At 45.8% G+C, this 20,728-nt stretch carries 19 protein-coding genes and 1 other annotated feature; of the genes, 4 read left to right on the top strand and 15 right to left on the bottom strand.

Annotation, left to right across the window (positions count from 1 at the left end):
• Nucleotides 1-18 precede the first annotated feature (18 nt).
• The 5 genes from pulA to pepV form a co-directional block, all read right to left on the bottom strand.
• A complete protein-coding gene (gene pulA / locus KNP98_RS01820; RefSeq protein WP_239456740.1) occupies nt 19-2,187 on the bottom strand; it encodes a type I pullulanase in 2,169 nt (722 codons plus the stop codon).
• Between the two features lie 38 nt (nt 2,188-2,225).
• Nucleotides 2,226-3,092 (bottom strand): hypothetical protein, encoded by an 867-nt coding sequence (locus KNP98_RS01815; protein WP_088837646.1) that lies wholly within the window; start codon nt 3,090-3,092, stop codon nt 2,226-2,228.
• A gap of 9 nt (nt 3,093-3,101) precedes the next feature.
• Nucleotides 3,102-3,617 carry an RNA 2',3'-cyclic phosphodiesterase gene (gene thpR, locus KNP98_RS01810; RefSeq protein WP_157898490.1) on the bottom strand — a complete coding sequence of 172 codons (516 nt, stop codon included), beginning with the start codon at nt 3,615-3,617 and terminating at the stop codon, nt 3,102-3,104.
• A gap of 5 nt (nt 3,618-3,622) precedes the next feature.
• Nucleotides 3,623-4,768 (bottom strand): MFS transporter, encoded by a 1,146-nt coding sequence (locus KNP98_RS01805; protein WP_088837648.1) that lies wholly within the window; start codon nt 4,766-4,768, stop codon nt 3,623-3,625.
• Nucleotides 4,769-4,832: 64 nt separating this feature from the next.
• Nucleotides 4,833-6,230, bottom strand: coding sequence for a dipeptidase PepV (gene pepV, locus KNP98_RS01800; protein ID WP_088837649.1), 1,398 nt, complete (start codon nt 6,228-6,230; stop codon nt 4,833-4,835).
• 307 nt (nt 6,231-6,537) lie between these two features.
• On the opposite strand from pepV, the gene KNP98_RS01795 reads away from it, so the two are divergent.
• Both KNP98_RS01795 and KNP98_RS01790 read left to right on the top strand, forming a co-directional pair.
• Complete coding sequence (locus KNP98_RS01795) at nt 6,538-6,756, top strand: DeoR family transcriptional regulator (protein ID WP_029331202.1); 219 nt, start codon at nt 6,538-6,540, stop codon at nt 6,754-6,756.
• A 110-nt stretch (nt 6,757-6,866) separates the two neighbouring features.
• Complete coding sequence (locus tag KNP98_RS01790; RefSeq protein ID WP_088837650.1) at nt 6,867-7,499, top strand: SDR family oxidoreductase; 633 nt, start codon at nt 6,867-6,869, stop codon at nt 7,497-7,499.
• Nucleotides 7,500-7,573: 74 nt separating this feature from the next.
• On the opposite strand, the gene KNP98_RS01785 is transcribed toward KNP98_RS01790, so the two are convergent.
• Entirely contained in the window at nt 7,574-8,293 is a 720-nt protein-coding gene (locus KNP98_RS01785) for a pseudouridine synthase (protein ID WP_029331204.1), read from the bottom strand.
• Nucleotides 8,280-9,944, bottom strand: a complete 1,665-nt coding sequence (locus tag KNP98_RS01780) for a putative polysaccharide biosynthesis protein (protein ID WP_088837651.1) — start codon at nt 9,942-9,944, stop codon at nt 8,280-8,282. The genes KNP98_RS01785 and KNP98_RS01780 overlap by 14 nt, the downstream gene beginning before the upstream one ends.
• A gap of 379 nt (nt 9,945-10,323) precedes the next feature.
• On the opposite strand from KNP98_RS01780, the gene KNP98_RS01775 reads away from it, so the two are divergent.
• Nucleotides 10,324-11,589, top strand: a complete 1,266-nt coding sequence (locus KNP98_RS01775) for a BaiN/RdsA family NAD(P)/FAD-dependent oxidoreductase (RefSeq protein ID WP_214810599.1) — start codon at nt 10,324-10,326, stop codon at nt 11,587-11,589.
• 61 nt (nt 11,590-11,650) lie between these two features.
• On the opposite strand, the gene KNP98_RS01770 is transcribed toward KNP98_RS01775, so the two are convergent.
• The 6 genes from KNP98_RS01770 to KNP98_RS01745 form a co-directional block, all read right to left on the bottom strand.
• Nucleotides 11,651-12,631: a hypothetical protein gene (locus KNP98_RS01770; protein WP_214767961.1), complete on the bottom strand. Its 981-nt coding sequence runs from the start codon at nt 12,629-12,631 to the stop codon at nt 11,651-11,653.
• A gap of 132 nt (nt 12,632-12,763) precedes the next feature.
• Entirely contained in the window at nt 12,764-15,169 is a 2,406-nt protein-coding gene (gene leuS / locus KNP98_RS01765; protein ID WP_214767963.1) for a leucine--tRNA ligase, read from the bottom strand.
• 46 nt (nt 15,170-15,215) lie between these two features.
• Nucleotides 15,216-15,438 (bottom strand) — a binding site (T-box leader).
• Between the two features lie 39 nt (nt 15,439-15,477).
• A complete protein-coding gene (locus tag KNP98_RS01760; RefSeq protein WP_088837655.1) occupies nt 15,478-16,122 on the bottom strand; it encodes an HAD family hydrolase in 645 nt (214 codons plus the stop codon).
• 61 nt (nt 16,123-16,183) lie between these two features.
• A complete protein-coding gene (locus KNP98_RS01755; RefSeq protein WP_088837656.1) occupies nt 16,184-16,912 on the bottom strand; it encodes a peptidoglycan bridge formation glycyltransferase FemA/FemB family protein in 729 nt (242 codons plus the stop codon).
• 33 nt (nt 16,913-16,945) lie between these two features.
• On the bottom strand, nt 16,946-17,215 hold the full coding sequence (locus KNP98_RS01750; RefSeq protein WP_088837657.1) for a hypothetical protein: 270 nt from the start codon (nt 17,213-17,215) through the stop codon (nt 16,946-16,948).
• 174 nt (nt 17,216-17,389) lie between these two features.
• Nucleotides 17,390-18,565 carry an MDR family MFS transporter gene (locus KNP98_RS01745; protein ID WP_088837658.1) on the bottom strand — a complete coding sequence of 392 codons (1,176 nt, stop codon included), beginning with the start codon at nt 18,563-18,565 and terminating at the stop codon, nt 17,390-17,392.
• Between the two features lie 126 nt (nt 18,566-18,691).
• On the opposite strand from KNP98_RS01745, the gene mnmM reads away from it, so the two are divergent.
• Complete coding sequence (mnmM, locus tag KNP98_RS01740; protein ID WP_157898525.1) at nt 18,692-19,327, top strand: tRNA 5-(aminomethyl)-2-thiouridylate-methyltransferase MnmM; 636 nt, start codon at nt 18,692-18,694, stop codon at nt 19,325-19,327.
• Nucleotides 19,328-19,365: 38 nt separating this feature from the next.
• On the opposite strand, the gene KNP98_RS01735 is transcribed toward mnmM, so the two are convergent.
• Complete coding sequence (locus KNP98_RS01735) at nt 19,366-20,070, bottom strand: alpha/beta fold hydrolase (RefSeq protein ID WP_088837660.1); 705 nt, start codon at nt 20,068-20,070, stop codon at nt 19,366-19,368.
• Between the two features lie 77 nt (nt 20,071-20,147).
• Nucleotides 20,148-20,636: a GNAT family N-acetyltransferase gene (locus KNP98_RS01730; RefSeq protein ID WP_088837661.1), complete on the bottom strand. Its 489-nt coding sequence runs from the start codon at nt 20,634-20,636 to the stop codon at nt 20,148-20,150.
• Between the last annotated feature and the right edge of the window lie 92 nt (nt 20,637-20,728).

Raw genomic sequence — 20,728 nt, 5'->3', positions numbered from 1 at the left:
TAAGGCACAATGAATATCTTAACATGTCGCAATCGTCGTTGACAACGGAAGCACTTTAATCTTGGCGACGCCTTTTTCGATTGGGGTGACGGATGCTTCATCACCTTGAACATGAAGATTCCACATCGGGTGATCGAGCGCAATCTCGATTGTTTCATCCGTCACATTATGCACGACGAGTGTTCGCTGCCAGGCATCATAAGAGTGAATCGCATCCACTTCGTAAGCGATGACACCCGGTCGCATCGGTAAAAAATGAAGCGATTCTTGAATCTGATTCGCCCAGTGCAAGCGGAAACCACCGTGCATCCGTCTAATCTGTAAGATATTTTTAATATAGTCGACCATCTCAAAATGACGATCCCGCAATGTCCAATCCAATCGATTAATGGCATCGGGTGCATTATAACTGTTTTCGACACCTTGTTTCGTCCGACCAAATTCTTGCCCGGCATGAAGAAATGGAATTCCCTCTGCTAAAATCACAATCGTTTGTGCAAGACGACTCATTCGTAGAAGTTGGTTTTCATCGAGATCCGGTCTAGCAAGGCTCAATTTATCAAACAGCGTATGATTGTCATGTGCTTCGACGTAGTTAATCGAGTAGGTCGGCTCTGGGAAACGACCGTACGTTTGATTCTCAAGCGTCACACTTCCGGCTATTCCGTTTCGAACCTCTCCTTCTTTCCAAAGATCGCCCGACACAAATCCACGGTCATGTTCATTAAACGTTGATCCCTTCAGTGCATCCCGAAAGACATCATTAAAATGACCAATCCCAGGCATCCGTGCAGCTGAGGAGCTAATCGCTTTTCGCCGTGCGGCTAACGGTGTCGCAAGATCCCATCCTTCCCCGTAGATGAGGATTGTCGGATCAATCGCATCAAGCGCCGTCCGAAGGCTGTTCATCGTCTCCACGTCGTGAATTCCCATCAAATCAAATCGGAAGGCATCAATTTGGAGTACCTCCGCGAAATAGGTCACGCAGTCAACAATCAATCGTTTCATCATAAAACGTTCTGATGCTGTATCATTTCCGACGCCCGTTCCATTCGCTAGCGTCCCGTCGAGTTCATAACGGAAGTAGTAACCAGGAACAAGATGTTCGAGTGCTGCCTGCTCACGAATATAGACATGATTCATGACGACATCAAACGTGACCCGGATACCGGCAGCATGCAGCTGATCAATCATCTCGACGTACTCGAAAATCCGCGTTCGCGGATTTGTCGCATCACTCGCATAGCTACCCGCCAGTGCGAACCAGTTTACGGGGTCGTATCCCCAATTGTATGGTGAGCGTGTAATTTCATCCGTCGAACCGAACAAATGTACCGGTAGAAGTTGAACGTGTGTTACGCCCAAGTCAAGCAAATAATCGAGTCCCGTCTTCTTCCCAGCCGGAGAACGCGTCCCCCGCTCGGACACACCCAGGTATTGTCCCGGGTGCGTCGATCCTGATGTCGCATCAATCGTGAAGTCCCGGATATGCGCTTCATAAATTACTGCATCCGTCGGTTTCACAAGAATCGGACGTTTTTTCCGCTTCGGAAATCGCTGCCTGATTTCTTGATCGACATCTGACAGGACGCCGAACCGTCCGTTCGCCGTCACTGCTTTTGCATATGGATCGACGACTTCGGTCGTCCCTAAGTACGTCGTCACGCGATAACGGTATCGGGCGTGTTCATATTCGCGAGCTAACGTAATTTGGTAAACACCACGATCGCCCCGTTTCATCTCGCTCGTTTTCAGAACTGTTTCTGTTGTATCGTAGATGACACACTCGATACGTTCCGCAATCGGTGACCAGACAAAAAGCGATAACATCCCATCATCCATCATGACGCCAAGCGGTCCTTCGTAACTATATTTACGATCGAACAACGATGTTTGAACAACACGCCCCGGAAAGATTCGAATCCGTCCCTGTGTCGCACTCACTAATTCATACACACTCCCTAACTCAATCGCTCCCTCTACTTCCAAAATGAGACGTGCGACTCCTCCGTCTTGTTGTTGCGAAATGACAGCATAATCGATGATTGCCTGATTTGAAACTAACTGCACGTCTTCTTTAGTGAATGACTGTTTCGATTCGACCAAAATCGATTGAAACGTCAAAAATTCCGCTGAAATTAATTGTGGGTGCATCAGCGCTAGTTCGCTACTTTTCATTTTCGTCATATGTGCGCGACAACATCAAAATTTTTGCCGCTCCCTCCTCACGTCTGAATCCGTTCATTCTCTTGATCATTGACCGCCATTTGAAATGTGATCGATGACGTTTCTTTTAGTATCTTTTCACAAACTCGCATTTGAAAAGCTTTTGTATAGGGGGCGGATGTATTCATTTTGTGTAACCAGTGTGCAAAATCGACTTTACTTACATAAGTAGTTTTCGACTCTTTCGGCAGTTGATCAAAATAACCTTTCGACGCAATGACGACTCGTTCGATTGGTAGTTCAAGTTCACTTCCTAAAACAAGCCGTAAAATATCTTCTGTCCGTTTCAAACTGATCAACGGATTCAGAATGTTTTTCGTCGGTGCCTTAAACGGCTGCTCACGCCATAATTTCTCTCGTTTAATATGATAGATGCTCTCTTCTCCATCCAACCAATCGAGTAAATAAATCGCGGATGGGCCGACGGCAAAGGAACTTAACTCGACTTCTCCTTGTTGATAATGAATGACAGCACGATAAAACAAACCGTATTGATCATTTAACAGATGGACCATCTGATAAAAGTCGAGGTGTCGCCGAAGCGGCAATTTCCATATCTCATCTTCAGTTGCCCCGCCCGCTACATAGAGCAACTTTTGAATCTCGACTCGTTTTTTATACCATTTATCAAACGCTGGCTTTGAGATCTGTTTCCCTGGTAACTGGACGACGACAGGAGATTTGAAAAATTGCCACCATTTCTTAGGACGGACGATCGTCTCGCCCGGAAACAAGTCTCCAGCTTCCCACTTATGGAATAGATTCTCGTAGTCTAACTGCCGTTGCTCTTTGTAGCGTTTTGAGACTTCGAGCGGGTTCTTCTCATACTTACTCTCTAAATCATATAACTTCATCAATAACGCCATGAGATCACCTCACTGTTCTTTCCCGCATCTAGCTAAGGTATTGATTCGATATCTCGGACGATCAGCTGGATGGATTTCATATAAAATAAGTTCCGTGACATTAATTTTCGCTTGTAGCGTCATGTCTGGCAATGGTTCTTCACAGTCTGCATTCCAGCGTTTCGCAAGTGTGATATGAGGAACGAACGGTTTATGTCGTTCCGGAGCCAGTTGATTCGCGAGTCGTAATAAAGAAGTCGTCTCTTCCACCCCCGCAGCGAAAACACGTGGACGGTCCTCATTACCGAACGTAACGAGATGATTGATTATCAAAGTGAACGGCTGAACAGTAGCTGCAATTTCTTTAAGACGACATTGCCATTCATTCAATTCGCGCTCCGTCAATCCACCTAAGAAATGTAATGTCAGATGAAAGTCTTCCTGGCCGTAGACCTGTTGATAGTAATGACCAAGATTAACCGCTTCAGATAACTGCTTCAACTCGAGGAGCGGTACAGGAATCGCGATAAAATAATGTCGGTCCAATTTAATCACTCCTTGATCCTTCCACTTATCAGATAGAGCACTGCCCCAAGCAAGCTACTACTTGTATATACCCAAAAGACACTATAAATTGTCCATTGTTCGAGGACAACGCCACTCATCAAATTGAAAATCGCGGTCGCAAGTCCCGTCGTAGTAGCCATATATGTACTGACAGCCGTAGCTACCATTGATGATGGGACAAGCGAACGCACATAGTCCAGCGCAACGGGAATCAGTAATCCAACAATCATCCCTTGTAGTGCCGCAAGGATCCATAACGAGAAGACCGGTGGTTCTAAAGCAAGCAATCCCGTCCGAACAGCAGATAAAATTGAGACAAACGCGAGGACAGGAATCGCGCCAAATCGCATTAAGACACGTGTCGCAATTCGCATGAACGGAATTTCGCAGAGGACAGCTACAAAAAATAAGGTCCCGACGAGTGCCGTCGATTCGCCTCGAATCGTAACATAACTTCCGAAATAATAGTTGTTCGCAAAAATCGGACCAAAGACGAGACTTCCACCTGCTAAAAATAACAGGAAGCGCTTATTTGAAAATAGTCGTGAAACGGGCATCCGTTCACTGACCGTCAACTGGACTGGAGCTGCTTCGATACCAATCAATACTAAGAACGCTAAAATCAGCGCTGCTCCACTTGCATAAAAAATCGCTCCGAGCGTCCCCCCTTCTGTCACCTGCCCAAGTACGAAGACAGCAAGCGCAAAACCAGCTGAACCGAATAAACGAAGTGCGCCATAATCGACTGATTTCCGCTTCGAAAATTCAATGGCGAGTGTATCGACTAACGGAATATGTGCACATTGGAATAAGGCCCATAAACATGCAATCAATAAGAGCAGGATGTAGACCGATGTCAGTAAATAACTGACAGTAAATCCTGCTGCTGCGAGGAGCGCAACGAGCAACAGACGTTTCGGTCGACCAAAACGATCAGCCGCGAGTCCCCATAGTGGTTGCAACAAAATCGATAAAATCGGACCGATCGCAACAATCGTCCCGATTTCTGAACCAGATAACTGAAACGCATCATTCGAAAAATAAAGCGTTAAGTACGGAATGAGTGCACCTTGCCCGAAGAAGATAAAAAAGTAGAGTGCCTGAAAGTGATATTTTTGACGATTGATCACGCGGTGTACTTCCTTTCAAGAATCAATCCCCCGTCATCGGTGTGCCGGGGGATTCATGTCCATATTATTTGGCTAGTTCATAAATCGCTTCTGCATAAATCGCGACCGCTAACAATAACTCTTCAAAATCAACGTATTCATCGACTTGGTGCGCGACTTCCGGACCACCCGGGAAAACTGGACCGAATGCAACACCTGCTGTTAACGAACGCGCGTACGTGCCTCCACCAATTGCAATCAAGTCCGCTTTTTGATTCGTGTGACGTTCATAGACAGCACTGAGCGTCTGAATCAATTCATGTTCTGGATCAACATGGTGCGGTGGCATGTGCGTCCGCGTCTGAAGGTCGAAACCATAGGCCGAAGCCGCTTCCTTGATCAACTGTAGACGCTCCGTGAAATCAGCGCTGTGCGGATAACGAATATTGAGTGACGCCGTTCCTTGTCCCTCTTCATAGCGGAAGACACCACCATTGATCGTTAAATCCCCCGTTTCATCTGATGCCGCGACACCCAATGCGACACCGCGTGAATCACGGAACATATGCATGACGAGTTCGATGTAACGCCGTCCATTGTAGTCGAGGTGAAGCGTACTTAAGAAACGAGCAAGGTGTAATGCCGCGTTTTTACCATTATCCGGCTCCATCGCATGCGCTGCTACTCCGAAGACGTCAAAGACAAGACCTTCTGCCGTTTGCTTCACTGTCCCTGTCAATCCTTGCTCTTCCAGGTAGGCATGGAATGAAGATTCAATCGATCCGTGTTCAGCTACATGGACCGTCGCTGTCGCATGACCCGGTACCATGTTCGGACGTTCTCCGCCTACGAACGTTACGAGATGATAACCTGTGTCTGCAGTTTGTGCTGGTTTCCCTTGGATCAAAAGGCCATCATATAATCCTTTTTCAGCATTGATGATTGGAAAATCAGCGTCTGGTGCAAATCCAATCGTCGGCATCTCTTCATGCTTGAAGTAGTGATTGACACAACGCCATTCGCTCTCTTCATCTCCACCAGCAATTAAACGAATCCGTTTCGATAACGGTAACCCTAACTCTTTGACGATTTTTAACGCATAGTATGCCGCAATCGTCGGTCCTTTATCATCAATCGCACCACGTGCATATAGTTTTCCGTCCGCTAGCGTCGGATTGAACGGTCCATACGTCCAGCTGTCCCCTCCAGCAGGAACAACGTCGAGATGGCAAAGAATCCCGAGCAGTTCTTCACCTTCACCATATTCAAGGTGCCCTGCATAACCGTCGACATTTTTTGTTTTGAACCCATCGCGCTCCCCAGTCGCTAACATCCAATCAAGTGCACGTTTGACTTCTAGACCAAACGGCGCCCCTTCTTGAATTGTTGTTTCATCGAGTATACTCGGTATGCGTAACAACTCTTTTAAGTCTGTCAAAAGTGCTTCGCGTCGCGTTAAAACTTCTTCTTTCCAATTTACCATATGACACCTCTCCCTTATCCGTTAATACGTTCACCTTTTCAGTATAGCGAATGTTCGGCGATTACGAACATCCAAAATCTTAATTCTTCCATTTCTCTTATTAAGACGAACATTAAAAAATAATAAAACGATTACATTCGTTAATCAATGTTCAATTTGTATGTTTTTTTCAATAACGTTCGGTTAAATTACTTGCATTCTATACTGAAAGAGTTATACTAAAGACGAAACAACTTGATATATCACCGTCTATTGTCACCCGAAGTTTTAGAACACTATTCTATCCATTGGGGGAGTGGTTATACCAATGAAAGATTCTACAGACCGTATGTTGACCCGAATTAAGTCGATCTATCTCTTTATCAACGAGAACGGAGCTACTACGACAGCAGAGTTGGTTGAAGAGTTTGGCATCACATCAAGGACCGTTCAACGGGATTTGAATGTGCTCGAATACAACAATCTCATTGTGAGCCCAAGACGTGGTACTTGGACATCAAGTAAAAAGCAACGCCAAGCCGGTTAATCAAGCAGTTTCAACACTATTTTTCTTTTACGACGCGAATCCTTCGCGTCTTTTTTTGTTTTTATTTTTAACAGACGGGTATACCTAGTCTAGAGAAGGAGATGATTTGAATGAATATCATTATTATTGGAGCAAACGGAACAACAGGTCGAAAAATGGTTGAATTGATTGCAAAACAAGGACAACATCAAGCGATTGCTGTGGTCCGAGAAGAAAATCAAATAAACGATTTAATCGCTCTTGGTGCATCTGAAGTACGAATCGGTGATTTAACAGAAGACATGTCGAATGTCGTTAAAGATGCTGACGTTACGATTTTCGCAGCAGGTGCCGGTGGAGCATCGGACGAATTGACTCGCGCTGTCGATAAAGATGGAGCCATCAAAGTCATCGATGCATCAAAAGCAAACGGAATTGAACGCTTCATCATGCTCAGCTCTGTCGGTACGGATAATCCGCGTGGCGAACTAAAAGTTTATCTCGAATCAAAGGCCGCTGCCGACGAACACTTAAGAGCGAGTGGACTTGATTACACAATCGTCCGCCCTGGTCCATTGAGTGATGAGGACGCAAGTGGTACAGTCGAAATCAAAGAACACTTTGAATCGTACGAAGATCGTAAAGTCCCACGTGCCGATGTCGCCACACTGCTCGTGACATTAGTCGACCACAAAACACAATCACGTCAATTCGAAGTATTAAGCGGTCCTTTCCCAATCGCGGAAGCACTCCGGAACGTTTAATCTGCTCTTCAATTGATGGAATCCAAATAAAAAAACGCTTCTGCCAAGTGCAGGAGCGTTTTTTTACACGACACTTATTCCGGTGTCCAGTCGAACAGCGCTAACTCGCCACGCGTCAGTTCACGGTACTCACCTGGTTCGAGTGTCGAATCAAGTGGCAATTCACCAATCGATAGACGTTTTAAATACGTCACTTCTTTTCCTAACGCCAGCATCATCCGTTTGACTTGATGGAACTTGCCTTCTGTAATCGTCAGTTCCAGAGTCGATGTCTCATCCGTTGCCTCTAAGATTACGAGTTTCCCCGGTTTCGTTTTATATCCATCCTCCAACGTGACACCTTCTTGTACTTCAATCACGTCTTCTTCCGTCAACGTACCGATGACTTCTGCATAGTACGTTTTCGCAACATGTTTTTTCGGTGACATCAACGCATGATTAAATGAACCGTCGTTCGTCAACAGTAATAAACCTTCCGTGTCTTTATCCAGTCGCCCGACCGGGAATGGTTTGAAGTACGTCACGTCCTCGAACAATAACTCAATCACTGTTTGGTCCCGCTTGTCTTCCGTCGCACTGATTACACCAGGCGGTTTGTTCATCATCAAGTAGATATATTTTTGATAAACGACAGGTTCACCATACATGAGAATATCTTGTGTCTCGACATCGACATGCTGTTTCGGGTCGAGTACAATCTCACCATCTACTTGAATCGCACCGGATTTTAAGAGTTGTTTGACTTCTTTACGGGAGCCTGCCCCCATATTGGATAACAATTTATCTAGCCGCATTGCCACGTCCTCGTTTCATTGAAAATTTTCTTCCTAATACTGCTTCTGCCAGTCCCGTCCAAATGGCTAATCCGGCAAAAATCACGATGCCAAGTCCCGCACCGACGATTAAAATCGCGAGCGACGCAAGTGTCGTTTCTGGCAAGAATGCAACCATTCCCCATTTCACGAGTGCAACACCGATACCCATGATGGCACTGATGATCGTGATTAACGATGTCCGGCGCAAGACACTACTGAACGGAAAATCGACCGTTTGGGTGATGCGGAAGAACATTAACCCTGTCGCGACGAGGTACCCGAGAATCGTTGCATACCCGGCACCCGTTCCGTCACCTGTCAAATGAATCAACGGTGCGTTTAGTAAATACTTCGTCACTAGTCCGGCAAGTGTCGCAATGATTGTAAAGTATTGGCGATTGATTCCTTGTAAGACGGCTGCCGTTACAGAGTAAAGCGCTAGGAACAGCGCACTTGGAGCATAACTTAAAAGATACACCCATGCCTCCTGGTCTTTCGGGAAGAGGACATGGAATGTCTCTTGACTCAATAAAATCATCCCGACGACGGCTGGAATCGTGACGAAAAATGCCAATTGATAAATTTGTGAAATTTGTTTTTTAACTTTTTTCATGTTGCCTTGCGTGAATGATGCTGTCAACAACGGCGTTGCCGACAACGACAATCCGGTTGCGACCGAAACAGGAATCAGGACGATTTTATGACTGTCGGCAATTAAATACGCTGTCGCGTTACCCGCTGCCTCAAGTGTATACCCGATACTTTGCAAGGCTGCGTTCATCGTATTTTGATCGATGACTTGATAAAGTGGCGTCGATAACCCGACCATGACGATCGGAATCGCATATGTCAAAAGTTCTTTGTAAAGATCTGTTAACGGCCGTTCCGGTGATTGAACCGTTTGACTGTCACGTAATTCTTGTAATCCGGGAGCACGCTTCCGGAAATAGTAAACGAGGATTGCCACACTTCCGATTGCTCCAATGAATGCACTGAAGGTCGCAATCGTTGCGGCCCATGCTGCATCCGCATCGAAGATATAAATCGCAATGCTAACACCTGCCAGTAAAAACACAATTCGAACGATTTGTTCAAGAATTTGCGAAATTGCTGTGGGTCCCATCGATTGGTAACCTTGAAAATATCCGCGCGTCATGCTCATCGGTGGGATGAGTAATAACGCGAAGCTGACCCCGCGAATCGTCATCGTCACGGCATCGATGTAAGAATCCGAATTGACGTCACCGCCAGGAATTGCCCGATGTGCAAGATAGGGGGCAAGTAAGAATAAGGCGATGAACGAAACGATACCGGTCAAAGACATGATCTTTAATCCAGAACGATACAGACGTTCACTCGTATCGTATTCGCCAAGTGCATTATATTTAGCGACGAATTTAGAGACGGCGACTGGAATACCCGCTGTCGCCAGCCCGATCATGATTGCATAGTAGTTATACGCATACGTATAAAACATGATGCCGGTCGCACCGACCATAAACTGAAAAGGAAACAGGTAAATCAGACCAAGGGCTCGTGAAATCAGTGATGCTCCAGACAAGAGCATCGTTCCACGAACGAATCCCGAGTTACTGGATGAAGTCGATTGCTTTTTGTTAACAGTGGCCATGGTAACTTCCCTCACGCTTTCTTTTTTTATTAAAATTAGACGAGAATACTCCCACTTTTAAACGTTCAGCGCGTAGTCCTAGTGTGAGTGGGAGATGAATCGTCTTCGGGCAAGACGTGTCTTCCGACACGTCAATTGTCCGACACTCTTAGTTTGAAAACAACCAAGATCAGGAATCCTCTACCTCTAAGCGAAGCGTAGGTGGAGGTAGTTCAACGCTTGACAACCTATAATATATTGTCTCAATTAACAAGTTCTATGATGCACAATTGCAAATCATTATACCGCTCCCCTCTCATAAAAGAAAGAGACGGTTTGTTTACAGACCGAACTTCTGCTAAAGTGGAACAAGCAGAAAACTATTCAATGAGGTGACAGCATGTACGATGTAATCGTAATCGGAGGCGGACCGAGCGGCTTGATGGCAACGCTCGCCTCTTTACAAGCAGGCGCGAAAACACTCCTGCTCGATAAAGGAAATAAATTGGGAAGAAAACTTGCGATTTCCGGTGGTGGGCGTTGTAACGTCACGAATCGTAAACCGCTCGACGAACTCGTCCAGTCGATCCCAGGAAACGGACGTTTTTTATACAGCGCCTTTTCACAATTCAGTAACGAGTCGATCATCGACCTGTTCGAAGGGTTTGGTGTGGCGTTAAAAGAAGAAGATAACGGGCGGATGTTCCCTGTCTCGGATAAAGCAGCTGACGTCGTCCGTGTCTTGATTGATCAAATCCGAGCGCACGGTGCCGAGATTCAAACGAATGCAGAAGTCGCGTCGCTCGAGTTTCACACAGACGGTTCATTTGCAGCCGTTCTCATGCAAGACGGCACACGCCTTGAAGCGAACAGTTGTGTCGTTGCAGTCGGTGGACAATCCGTGCCCCATACGGGTTCGACCGGTGACGGGTACCCATGGGCTGAAAAAGCTGGTCATACGATTACCGAACTTTTCCCGACCGAAGTCCCGATCTTACTGAACGATGCTTTTATTCAAGCGAAATCACTTCAAGGGCTCTCGCTCCGCGACGTCGCTTTGACGGTTCACGGAAAAAAAGATAAAGCCATTAAAACACACACGGGTGATTTGCTCTTTACGCATTTCGGGCTGAGCGGTCCGATCGCACTACGTTGCAGCCAATATACAATCAAGGAACGCAAACGCTCCGGCGAACGAATCGTTCATTTATCCGTCGACTTATTCCCAGAAGAATCAATCGGAGCATTGACGGAACGTTTTCAGGCTGCGCTTGCAGCCAATCCGAAAAAAACCGTCCGAAACGCCTTAAAGGGATTCGTACCGGAACGTTTGCTTGAATTACTCTTCACACAAATCGGTTTTGGTGACGAAGTTTGTACGCAAGTGAAGAAACAAGATTTCACGCAACTGCTGACAACATTAAAACGTTTCCCACTTCATGCGACCGGGACACTTGATTTTGATAAAGCCTTCGTCACGGGCGGAGGGATCTCAATCAAAGAAATCCATCCAAAAACGATGATGTCGAAAAAAGCAGACGGTCTATTCTTTGCCGGAGAAATTTTAGACATTCATGGTTATACCGGCGGCTACAACATTACAGCTGCTTTTGTAACAGGACACTGTGCCGGAACGAATGCTGCTCTACTCAATCAAACGACGTAATTAAAAAAAGGTGTTCGTTCGTGATTTTTTTCACGAACGAACACCTTTTTAATTTTTTTGATCAATCGATCGGGGTAAACGAACGGCTCGAAAATTTATCTGTTTCGACCAAAGCAAACAGTTCATTGTCTTGAACAAAGATTCCTTCTGCCCCGTATACTTTCGGACTTGCAGATTCTCCCGTGATCGTCTTATCCTTCGCATCAATCGAATAAAGATACAAGGAATCGGAGTCCAACGTATAAATGCGCCCTTGTCGTTCTGCGAGTCCAATCGGACGGAAATTTTCTTCAAATGCTTTTTTTGCATCTGCCCGCATACCATCTGCAGCATCGATTCGATCTCGCGTAACAACCGTCAAATACGGAGGTTTCTGCTTTTTCTTGAGTTTCTTTTTCTCTTTTGCTGTCGCATCAGGATCAATTTTAATTTCATCTTGCTTCATTTTAAAATACGTCAATTCGATGCGCCCTAACGACCGGATGTTATTGATCGTGTAAAATTCTTTTTCTTCAGCATCGTACCCAAGCCCATGAAAATTATCTCGAATGGTCGTGCCTTTGATTTTTTCACGCGTTTCTTCCGACCATGCACCGTCTTTTCGCGTAATCGTCACAAGAATTTGATTTGATGTCAGTAATGCAACCGTTTCACCATCAACGAGTGCCATTCCGTCAAGCCCTGCGAGTAACAGTTTGCCATCATTCTTCAATTGGAAGGAAGCATTGATTCGCTCGCCCGTCCCACTGACTTCAAAGAAATGATAATCTTCCGTCACAACAAGATAGGAACCAATCGAATCATCATATAACATCTGTTGAACATCCTTGATTAATGGTTCTTCCGGATTCGGAATCGAAGAAGGAAGGCTTGGCGGCACTTGTTTGACAGCCGCTTGGTGTTTTGATTGCGTCTCGATTTTTGTGAAGGTCTCTTGAATTTGCACTAACGTCTCTGGTTTTGAGAAGACGAGTAGAATACAAAGGATCAGACCGGAGACGACGGCAAAAATCGTTGTATAGACTATATAGGATCGTTTCATTTACACAAATCGCCTTTCTCTCTCGGTTTCTGATTCAGTGTAGCAGAAGGCGCACTAAAAAAAAAGCGGACGCGAGACTGAATTCAAAAACAATCCCCTTCCTCCATGACTACATGGGCAAGGGGATTCGTATTAGTTTGCTACGATATTGATGAGCTTTTTCGGTACGACGATGACTTTACGAACCGTCTTGTCGCCAATCCACTCTTTTGTTTTTTCATCTGCAAAAGCGAGTGCTTCGATTTCTTCTTTTGTTGCGTCGATACTGATTGTCAATTTTGAACGGACTTTTCCGTTGACTTGAATGACGAACTCTATCGTATCACTGACGAGTTTCGTTTCATCATATGTCGGCCATGCCGCATACGTTAATGTCTCTTCAAACCCTAGTTGCTCCCATAACTCTTCCCCGAGGTGAGGTGCGACTGGTGTCAACAACTGAATGAATCCACGAAGGAAGTGACGCGGTAACACTTGCTGTTTGTTCGCTTCGTTGACGAAGACCATCAACTGCGAAATCCCTGTGTTGAATTGAATGTTCGAGAAGTCTTCCGTCACTTTCTTGACGGTCTGGTGATAGACACGTTCAAAGTCGGCATCAACCGTCTCGACATCTTGAATGTCTGCAGTCCGTTCGAACAAACGCCAGACGCGGTCAAGGAAGCGACGTGCACCGTCGAGCCCATTTTCCGACCAAGATACGGACGCATCGAGTGGTCCCATGAACATTTCGTACAGACGAAGCGTATCTGCTCCGTGTGATTTGACGATTTCATCCGGATTGATGACGTTCCCGCGTGATTTAGACATTTTTTCGTTGTTTTCGCCAAGAATCATCCCTTGGTTATACAGCTTTTGGAATGGCTCTTTCGTCGGAACAACGCCGATGTCGTATAACACTTTGTGCCAGAAACGTGCGTACAGTAAGTGAAGGACCGCATGTTCTGCCCCACCGATATAAATATCGACCGGAAGCCAGTATTTTAATTTCTCCGGATCCGCGAGTGCCTCTTCATTATGCGGATCGATGAAACGAAGGTAGTACCAGCAGCTACCGCCCCATTGTGGCATCGTGTTCGTTTCGCGGCGTCCTTTCATCCCTGTCACAGGATCCGTATAGTCGAGCCACTCTTCTGCAAGAGCAAGCGGCGACTCTCCTGTTCCCGACGGTTTGATTTCAGGAATCATCGGAAGTTCAAGCGGCAACTCTTCTTTATCCAGCGTCTTCATCGTTCCATCTTCCATATGGACGACTGGAATCGGCTCGCCCCAATAGCGTTGACGGCTAAAGAGCCAGTCACGCAGACGATACGTAATTTTCTTCCGTCCGACTTGGTTCGTTTCGAGTTCCGCGATGATGGTTTCGATTGCGTCCGCCTTCGAGAGACCGTCGAGCATTTGTGAATTGACATGCTCCCCTTCTCCCGTATACGCTGCTTCGTCGACATTTCCGCCTTTTACGACTTCGATGATTGGAAGGTCAAACTGTTTCGCAAACTCATGATCGCGTTCGTCATGTGCCGGAACGGCCATGATGGCACCTGTTCCATACGTCGCAAGAACATAGTCGGCAATCCAGATCGGAAGACGTTCGCCAGAAATCGGGTTGACGGCGAACGCACCCGTGAAGACACCTGTCTTCTCTTTTGCAAGATCCGTTCGTTCAAGATCCGATTTCGTCTGAACAGACGCGATATAACGTTCGACTGCTGCCTGATGTTCTGCTGTCATGATGTCCGCGACGAATGGATGCTCCGGTGCTAAGACGAGGTACGTTGCGCCGAAGACTGTATCCGGACGTGTCGTGAAGACCGTGACTTGTTTTTTGTGGCCGTCAATCGTAAAGTCGATTTCCGCACCTTCCGATTTACCAATCCAGTTCCGCTGCATTTCTTTCACCGACTCCGGCCAATCGAGTTCATCTAAATCGTCGAGGAGACGGTCCGCGTATTCCGTAATCTTAAGGACCCACTGGCGCATCGGGACACGGACGACGGGATGATTTCCACGTTCAGACAATCCATCGATGACTTCTTCATTCGCAAGGACCGTTCCAAGTGCCGGGCACCAGTTGACTGCCACTTCATCGACGAACGCAAGTCCTTTTTCGTACAGTTGTGTAAAGATCCACTGTGTCCATTTGTAGTATTTCGGATCCGTCGTATTGATTTCACGGTCCCAATCATATGAAAAACCGAGGTCTTTCAACTGACGTTTGAACGTTTCAATATTTTGTGCCGTGAACTCACGCGGGTCATTCCCCGTATCGAGTGCATACTGTTCTGCCGGGAGTCCGAACGCATCCCATCCCATTGGGTGAAGGACGTTATACCCTTGCATCCGTTTCATCCGTGCGAGGATATCCGTTGCCGTGTATCCTTCCGGGTGTCCGACATGCAGTCCTGCTCCCGATGGATAAGGAAACATGTCGAGGGCATAAAAGCCTTCCTTACTTGGGTCTTCCGTCGTTACGAACGCGTTATCCTGTTCCCAGCGCGCTTGCCATTTTGGTTCAATCTCACGATGATTATACGACATCTATTCTTCCTCCTCTGATTAAAAAAACCGGTCCTCCGCCCCTAAGAATAGGGACGAAAGACCGGTTTGGCTTCCGCGGTACCACCCACGTTGTCTGTCAATGACAGACCGCTTGACTCACAGATAACGGTGTGAAGGACCGGATTCGCTACTCGTTGTTCACGAATCATGCTCCCTGACGAGTTCATGGACAGTTCCGACTGGTTTGCACCACCCACCAGTTCTCTAAACGGAATGTCTCCACTACTACTTCAGTTCGTTGCATCTGACTATCTATTAGTTAGTTTAATCTGAATCTTAATCAACCGTCAACGTTTCCGTAAAATTTCTCCAATCGCAGCATGTGTTGAAACCTGATGATCCGCGTGATGTAACATCTGCCCCGGCATCCGGTCGTCGAGTAACGCGATGACTTCCATCCCAGCTTTTTTCGCCCCCATCATGCCGTTCGCCGCGTCCTCAATTACGATACATGACTCTGGGGCGAGACCCATCCGTTTTGCTGTCAGCTCGAAGATAGCTGGGTCCGGTTTAGAGCGCGGGACTTCAAAACCGCTCGTGTAGGCGTCGACTGTCAACCCATAAAATGCGATGACGCGTTCAATTTTTTCAAGCGAACTCGATGATGCAATTGCAATCCCGTAACCTTCGCTTCGAGCGATACTCATCAACTCATGAACCCCTTCCTTTAATCCACAGTCTTCCGGCTTGGCGTGTTGTTGAAATAAGTCATGTTCCTGTGCAAGTAACACATCCGTTTGATGCGGTAAGCGATGTTGTTCAATTAATTCCTGCCACATCTCGTCGCCCGTCTTACCCATGAAGGTCGCATATTGAACTAAATCAAGTGGAATCCCGAGTTGATGAAACATTTTTTTATGTACCCCAAAGTAGCGAATTTCACTATCTAAAATGACACCATCCATATCGAAGATTAAACCCCTCGTTTGCATCCCATTCACTCCTTTTTTTGATTTTAACAAAAAAAACGACAGTGATGGACTGTCGTTTTTATCATTTCGAAATCAGTGTTGGTTGCGAACGATATCCCGGAAAATAATGTTCCAACTCTCCGTCTCCATAGAGCTGGCACAGTTGTTCATATTGAGCAGGCAGTAGAACATTTTTTCCTAAATGATATTCAAATAAACGATAGCCCGTATAGCGACACTTACTCTCGAACAGGCTATCACGCTCTTTATACCCGCCACCTAAATGCTGTTCGACCAACCCGGCATCTTTCGCACATAAAATAGCCTCAAATTCTAACCGTTGATTTGGATAGACCTTATGTTCATCCCGCTTACAGCCAATCAAATGACCATGTGCAAATTCTCGGCCAAGTAAAACGAAGTAACCTCCGATGATTTCCTCGTTAAGTTCTGCAATCAAGAGGAGCGGCGTACAGAGGCTCGTCGACTCAAATAACTGTTCGAAGTAGTCTCGAGAAAAGTAGTAATGGCTCGAGGCATCCTTTCGGTCCATCGTCTGATAATACAACTGAATGAATGATTGTAAATCTTCGTGTGTCCCTCGTCGGACAACTAAGTCAGAAGCCAATGATTTCCGAACCATACTCCGCGTCTTTTTATGAAATGTCTGTGTAATTTCTTCTACGGATGGTCGTAAGTCGATACTCGTAGTATGTCGAATAAATTCTTTTTGCGTCCAGTGGTGCGCAAACCGCTGATTTTCAGTCAACGGATTGTATCGGATCAACTCTGTGACAATCTTTTTCTGCAATGCCCAGTCATAAAAGGAAGTTCGAGCCTCTGCTCACTCCTTTTCAGTCAAATCACCCACCACTTCAGGACCGCCATATCCGTATGGAGTAATCAAATCCCAATACTCCGTATCAAAAATAGCTCGTTTTAAGAAAGGATAAAACAGTTTCCCGGCCTCTCCTTGAAAATAAATCAACCCGGGATGTTCCCCTTCTCGTGCATTTAACATAACGTATTCATAACTGTAAAAGATGTCTAGCGGCTGATTGCGAATAAGTGCTGTCCAAGTTGCCTGATCGTCGATGAAAACGCACTTTGCCATTATGGTACACCTCCTGTTAAAAAACAGACCATAAAAATAAAATTAAATTTCTTTAATTTGGTTAATTAATTAAATTTTACCTCTTTAAGTCACTACCCTGTTTGATTTCTTTTTATTCCGTCCAGCAAAAAAAGACCAACTATTTCTTTTTCGAAACAGTTGGTCTAAGATATCTTAATTGATTTTAGGAATTGCTCGAACAAATACGATACCTGCAAGTAAAATCAATCCGATTAGCGTCAAGAAGACCGCATTCATCCCAGATAAATCGTAAATCAATCCACCGACCGTCGGACTAATCATCCGTCCAGCGGAAGCCGCAATGTTGACGTACCCTTGGAATTCCCCTTCTTTACCGATCGGTGCAAGTCGTGCCGCCATCGCAGGGACAGCTGGCCAGATGAACATCTCTCCAACCGTTAAAATGACCATCGCAACAAGAAACATTTCAAACCCTTCAGCAAACGGTACGATGAGATAGGATAATAAGAAGATGCCCGTTCCCGTCAATAATTGACGTTTTAAATCATCTCCGAACCATCTTAAAATCGGCGTCAAGAGCGGTTGTGCGAAGACGATTAATGCTCCATTGATTGTCCATAAAATCGAGTACTCGGAAATCGTCACACCAAGTGATTTCGTGTGGACGGCAAACGTTCCTTGCCATTGTACGTAAACGAACCAAAGCAACGCATACCCGACTGAAACGTAGAGCATCGTCCGAACCGACTCCTTCGATAACGGCTCACGGACTTCTTCCGTCGTAAACTCTTTTTGTCGTTTAACCTGCGGCGCCTGAATCCAGTTCAAACCTATGAACAGAACAATCGCAAACACTACATAGAGCAATAAGTTCGCGATGAAGATAAATTGAATATCAATCGCAGCAATTTGACCACTGACTGCCGTACCGAGCGCAACTCCAACGTTTTGTGCTACATAGATTGCATTAAAGGCACGTCGTCCGCCTTTTGGCCAAATCAGACCGGTTAATGCGTAAATCGTCGGGAACACCATCCCCCCGACGAAACCGATCAATCCAAGCATCGTCACATAACCAATGAATGTCTGATGGAACAACAGCAGACCAATCGAAGCAATCACGAGTCCGATGACACTGATGATGAGCGTCCGCTTCCCACCTAAACGATCAAACGCTTTTCCACCCATGTAATTTCCGACGATTGCGAGCGCAGAGTTGACGAACAAGGCCATTCCTGCCTTGGTCATGGATTCGCCTAAGTATTCATGAATATATAATGTATTAAACGGCCATAAAAAAGAGGCTCCTGTCGTATTGATCGCCATCGCCAACACGAGGATCCAGACCGCACGAGGTAATTTCGGCATAATAGGTGTCCTCCAATATAGTTCTCACCCTTGCCACTTTACGAAATTGTTCTGTGTTCTGTCAAGAAACTTCATTTTGAATGAATCATCGGAATAATGGTATAATCAGGAACAAAAGAATACGTGATGAACGAACAAAGAATAATCTTACTTGAACAGGAGTCTGAACCCATGTCACTAGCCCGCGTCTTACCTTACGCCAAAGAACTCTTAGAATCTGTCATCCACGAAGGAGATTGTGTCGTCGATATGACTGCCGGAAATGGTCACGATACCTTGTTTCTTGCGGAACAAGTCGGACCAGACGGTCGTGTCATCGCCTTCGATGTACAAGAACAAGCGATTGAAGAAACGAAACGTCGTCTAGAAACCGCTCACGTCAAAGAGTGGGTCGATCTCTACCACGAAAGTCATATTCATGTTGGCGCACGCCTCGTTAATGAAGCCCGTCCGATTCGAGCGGGCGTTTTCAATCTTGGTTATTTACCAGGAAGTGACAAGTCCGTCACGACGACCGGTGAAGATACGTTAGAAGCGCTAGGTGCTTTGTTACCTGTCCTCGTACCCGGCGGTTTAATCGTCCTCGTCATCTATCATGGACATGTAGAAGGAAGACGTGAACGGGATGCTGTTCTCGATTATGTCGAAAGTCTTTCGCAGCAAGACTACGCCGTCTTACAGTATCGTTTTCTCAATCAACAAAACAATCCACCTTTCATCATCGCCATCGAAAAAAAATTAAAAAAGCAAACACTCGATTAATAGTAAAAGACGCTGTCAGCACGACAGCGTCTTTTTTGTCATTCCTCAACCATCTTCAAAAAAAGCAATAATTTTTCAGCGAACCGCGTATTGAGACGTTCAAAGCTGAAATGCGGAAATCCATGGAGCCGTTGAAGATAGATTTGATCGCCACCCATTTTCCGGCAAATCTCTAACGTATATTTTACGTCCGCGAATTGATCGTCCGGTGCATAAAAACAAGCGAGGTTGACTCGTGGTAGTTTCTTCCGCTCTTCATCATGTAAGACGATTTCTTCTTCAATCTCCCGGTACTGTGCATATGTCAACTCTCCGAGACGTGCCGTATCTTCACTATTTTGACCAAACGGCAACATCCCGAGTGGCGCATCCGGTCGAAAACGATCGAATGCACTTGCAAATACTTGTTTGACGCCACCGAGTTGTTTTGAATTATGCCAATCAAATAGTGGCGAAATATATGACAAACTCGCAATCGGCAATTCATATTCCTGCAGTAGCCGGTTGACGACGAGTGCGCCCATGCTGCAGGCTATGATGTGAATCGGTAACTTTCGTTTTCCGGCTTCTCGTAAAGCATCCTTCAGCAGTTGTTGATGTTCCTCAAGCGATATCCGGCGCGGAGCATCTACACGTAACACTTCATAATCCTTTTCAAGGACTCGAATTAACGCATCGCTCGGCGTCGCTCGCAGTTGAAGGGGATAGACAAGTACGATAATTCCTGTTGCTTGATCTTCCACAAACTCACCTCTTCATACAAGTATCTCTGTATTATAACGTTTACATCTTGATGTCAAAACCATCTTAAGTTGGATTTTCATTCATATATACGCTTTAAGCGTGTCACAGGTTCCACTTGACCGAAAATTTCTTCAGTCGTTTCACTTTCTTCTTTAAAACCGAAAGAGACTAGAAACTGGCGCGCTTTATAATTTCTTGATTCAACGTAGACTTCAATTGGGGAAGCACCTTGGTGTTCAAGTTCACGAATCAACTTTCGCCCAATCCCATTTTGTTGATATTTCGGTAGTACGTACAAGCGAACGATTTCCCACGTGCCGTCCACATCGATTGCATGGATGAAACCGACGATTTCTTCCTCGATAATGGCGACATTGAAATATTCTCCCCGCGCTTCCTCCGCCGTCCGAATTGCTCGAACGACTTCTTCTTGCGGATACGCCTCTTGTACGAAATGGGCTTTCGAGCTTTCCGAGTAAATCTCTTCATACGTATCCATCCAAGAGGTAATGGCAATATCATGAATGCGTGCCGCATCAGTAGGAATTGCTTCGCGTATCTCCATATCGGACTCCCCCTTTTTTCCGTTTACCGGTACATGTTCTTTTACCCTTTTCTAGAAAAATCATTCGTTTCCCTGCAAAGTTCGAGACAAAC

This window comes from Exiguobacterium sp. s127 (genome assembly GCF_018618695.1).
In the GTDB taxonomy this organism is placed as follows: domain Bacteria; phylum Bacillota; class Bacilli; order Exiguobacteriales; family Exiguobacteriaceae; genus Exiguobacterium_A; species Exiguobacterium_A oxidotolerans.
This window is presented reverse-complemented; position numbering and strand designations above follow the sequence as displayed.

Bases quoted from the DNA above. Each gene is read 5' to 3' on its own strand.
- pepV (WP_088837649.1), bottom strand. From the start codon at position 6,230: ATGGTAAATTGGAAAGAAGAAGTTTTAACGCGACGCGAAGCACTTTTG.
- KNP98_RS01730 (WP_088837661.1), bottom strand. From the start codon at position 20,636: ATGGAGATACGCGAAGCAATTCCTACTGATGCGGCACGCATTCATGAT.
- KNP98_RS01750 (WP_088837657.1), bottom strand. From the start codon at position 17,215: ATGGCAAAGTGCGTTTTCATCGACGATCAGGCAACTTGGACAGCACTT.
- KNP98_RS01780 (WP_088837651.1), bottom strand. From the start codon at position 9,944: ATGGCCACTGTTAACAAAAAGCAATCGACTTCATCCAGTAACTCGGGA.
- KNP98_RS01775 (WP_214810599.1), top strand. From the start codon at position 10,324: ATGTACGATGTAATCGTAATCGGAGGCGGACCGAGCGGCTTGATGGCA.
- KNP98_RS01745 (WP_088837658.1), bottom strand. From the start codon at position 18,565: ATGCCGAAATTACCTCGTGCGGTCTGGATCCTCGTGTTGGCGATGGCG.
- mnmM (WP_157898525.1), top strand. From the start codon at position 18,692: ATGAACGAACAAAGAATAATCTTACTTGAACAGGAGTCTGAACCCATG.
- leuS (WP_214767963.1), bottom strand. From the start codon at position 15,169: ATGTCGTATAATCATCGTGAGATTGAACCAAAATGGCAAGCGCGCTGG.
- KNP98_RS01815 (WP_088837646.1), bottom strand. From the start codon at position 3,092: ATGGCGTTATTGATGAAGTTATATGATTTAGAGAGTAAGTATGAGAAG.
- KNP98_RS01785 (WP_029331204.1), bottom strand. From the start codon at position 8,293: ATGCGGCTAGATAAATTGTTATCCAATATGGGGGCAGGCTCCCGTAAA.
- KNP98_RS01795 (WP_029331202.1), top strand. From the start codon at position 6,538: ATGAAAGATTCTACAGACCGTATGTTGACCCGAATTAAGTCGATCTAT.
- KNP98_RS01760 (WP_088837655.1), bottom strand. From the start codon at position 16,122: ATGCAAACGAGGGGTTTAATCTTCGATATGGATGGTGTCATTTTAGAT.
- KNP98_RS01790 (WP_088837650.1), top strand. From the start codon at position 6,867: ATGAATATCATTATTATTGGAGCAAACGGAACAACAGGTCGAAAAATG.
- KNP98_RS01770 (WP_214767961.1), bottom strand. From the start codon at position 12,631: ATGAAACGATCCTATATAGTCTATACAACGATTTTTGCCGTCGTCTCC.
- pulA (WP_239456740.1), bottom strand. From the start codon at position 2,187: ATGACGAAAATGAAAAGTAGCGAACTAGCGCTGATGCACCCACAATTA.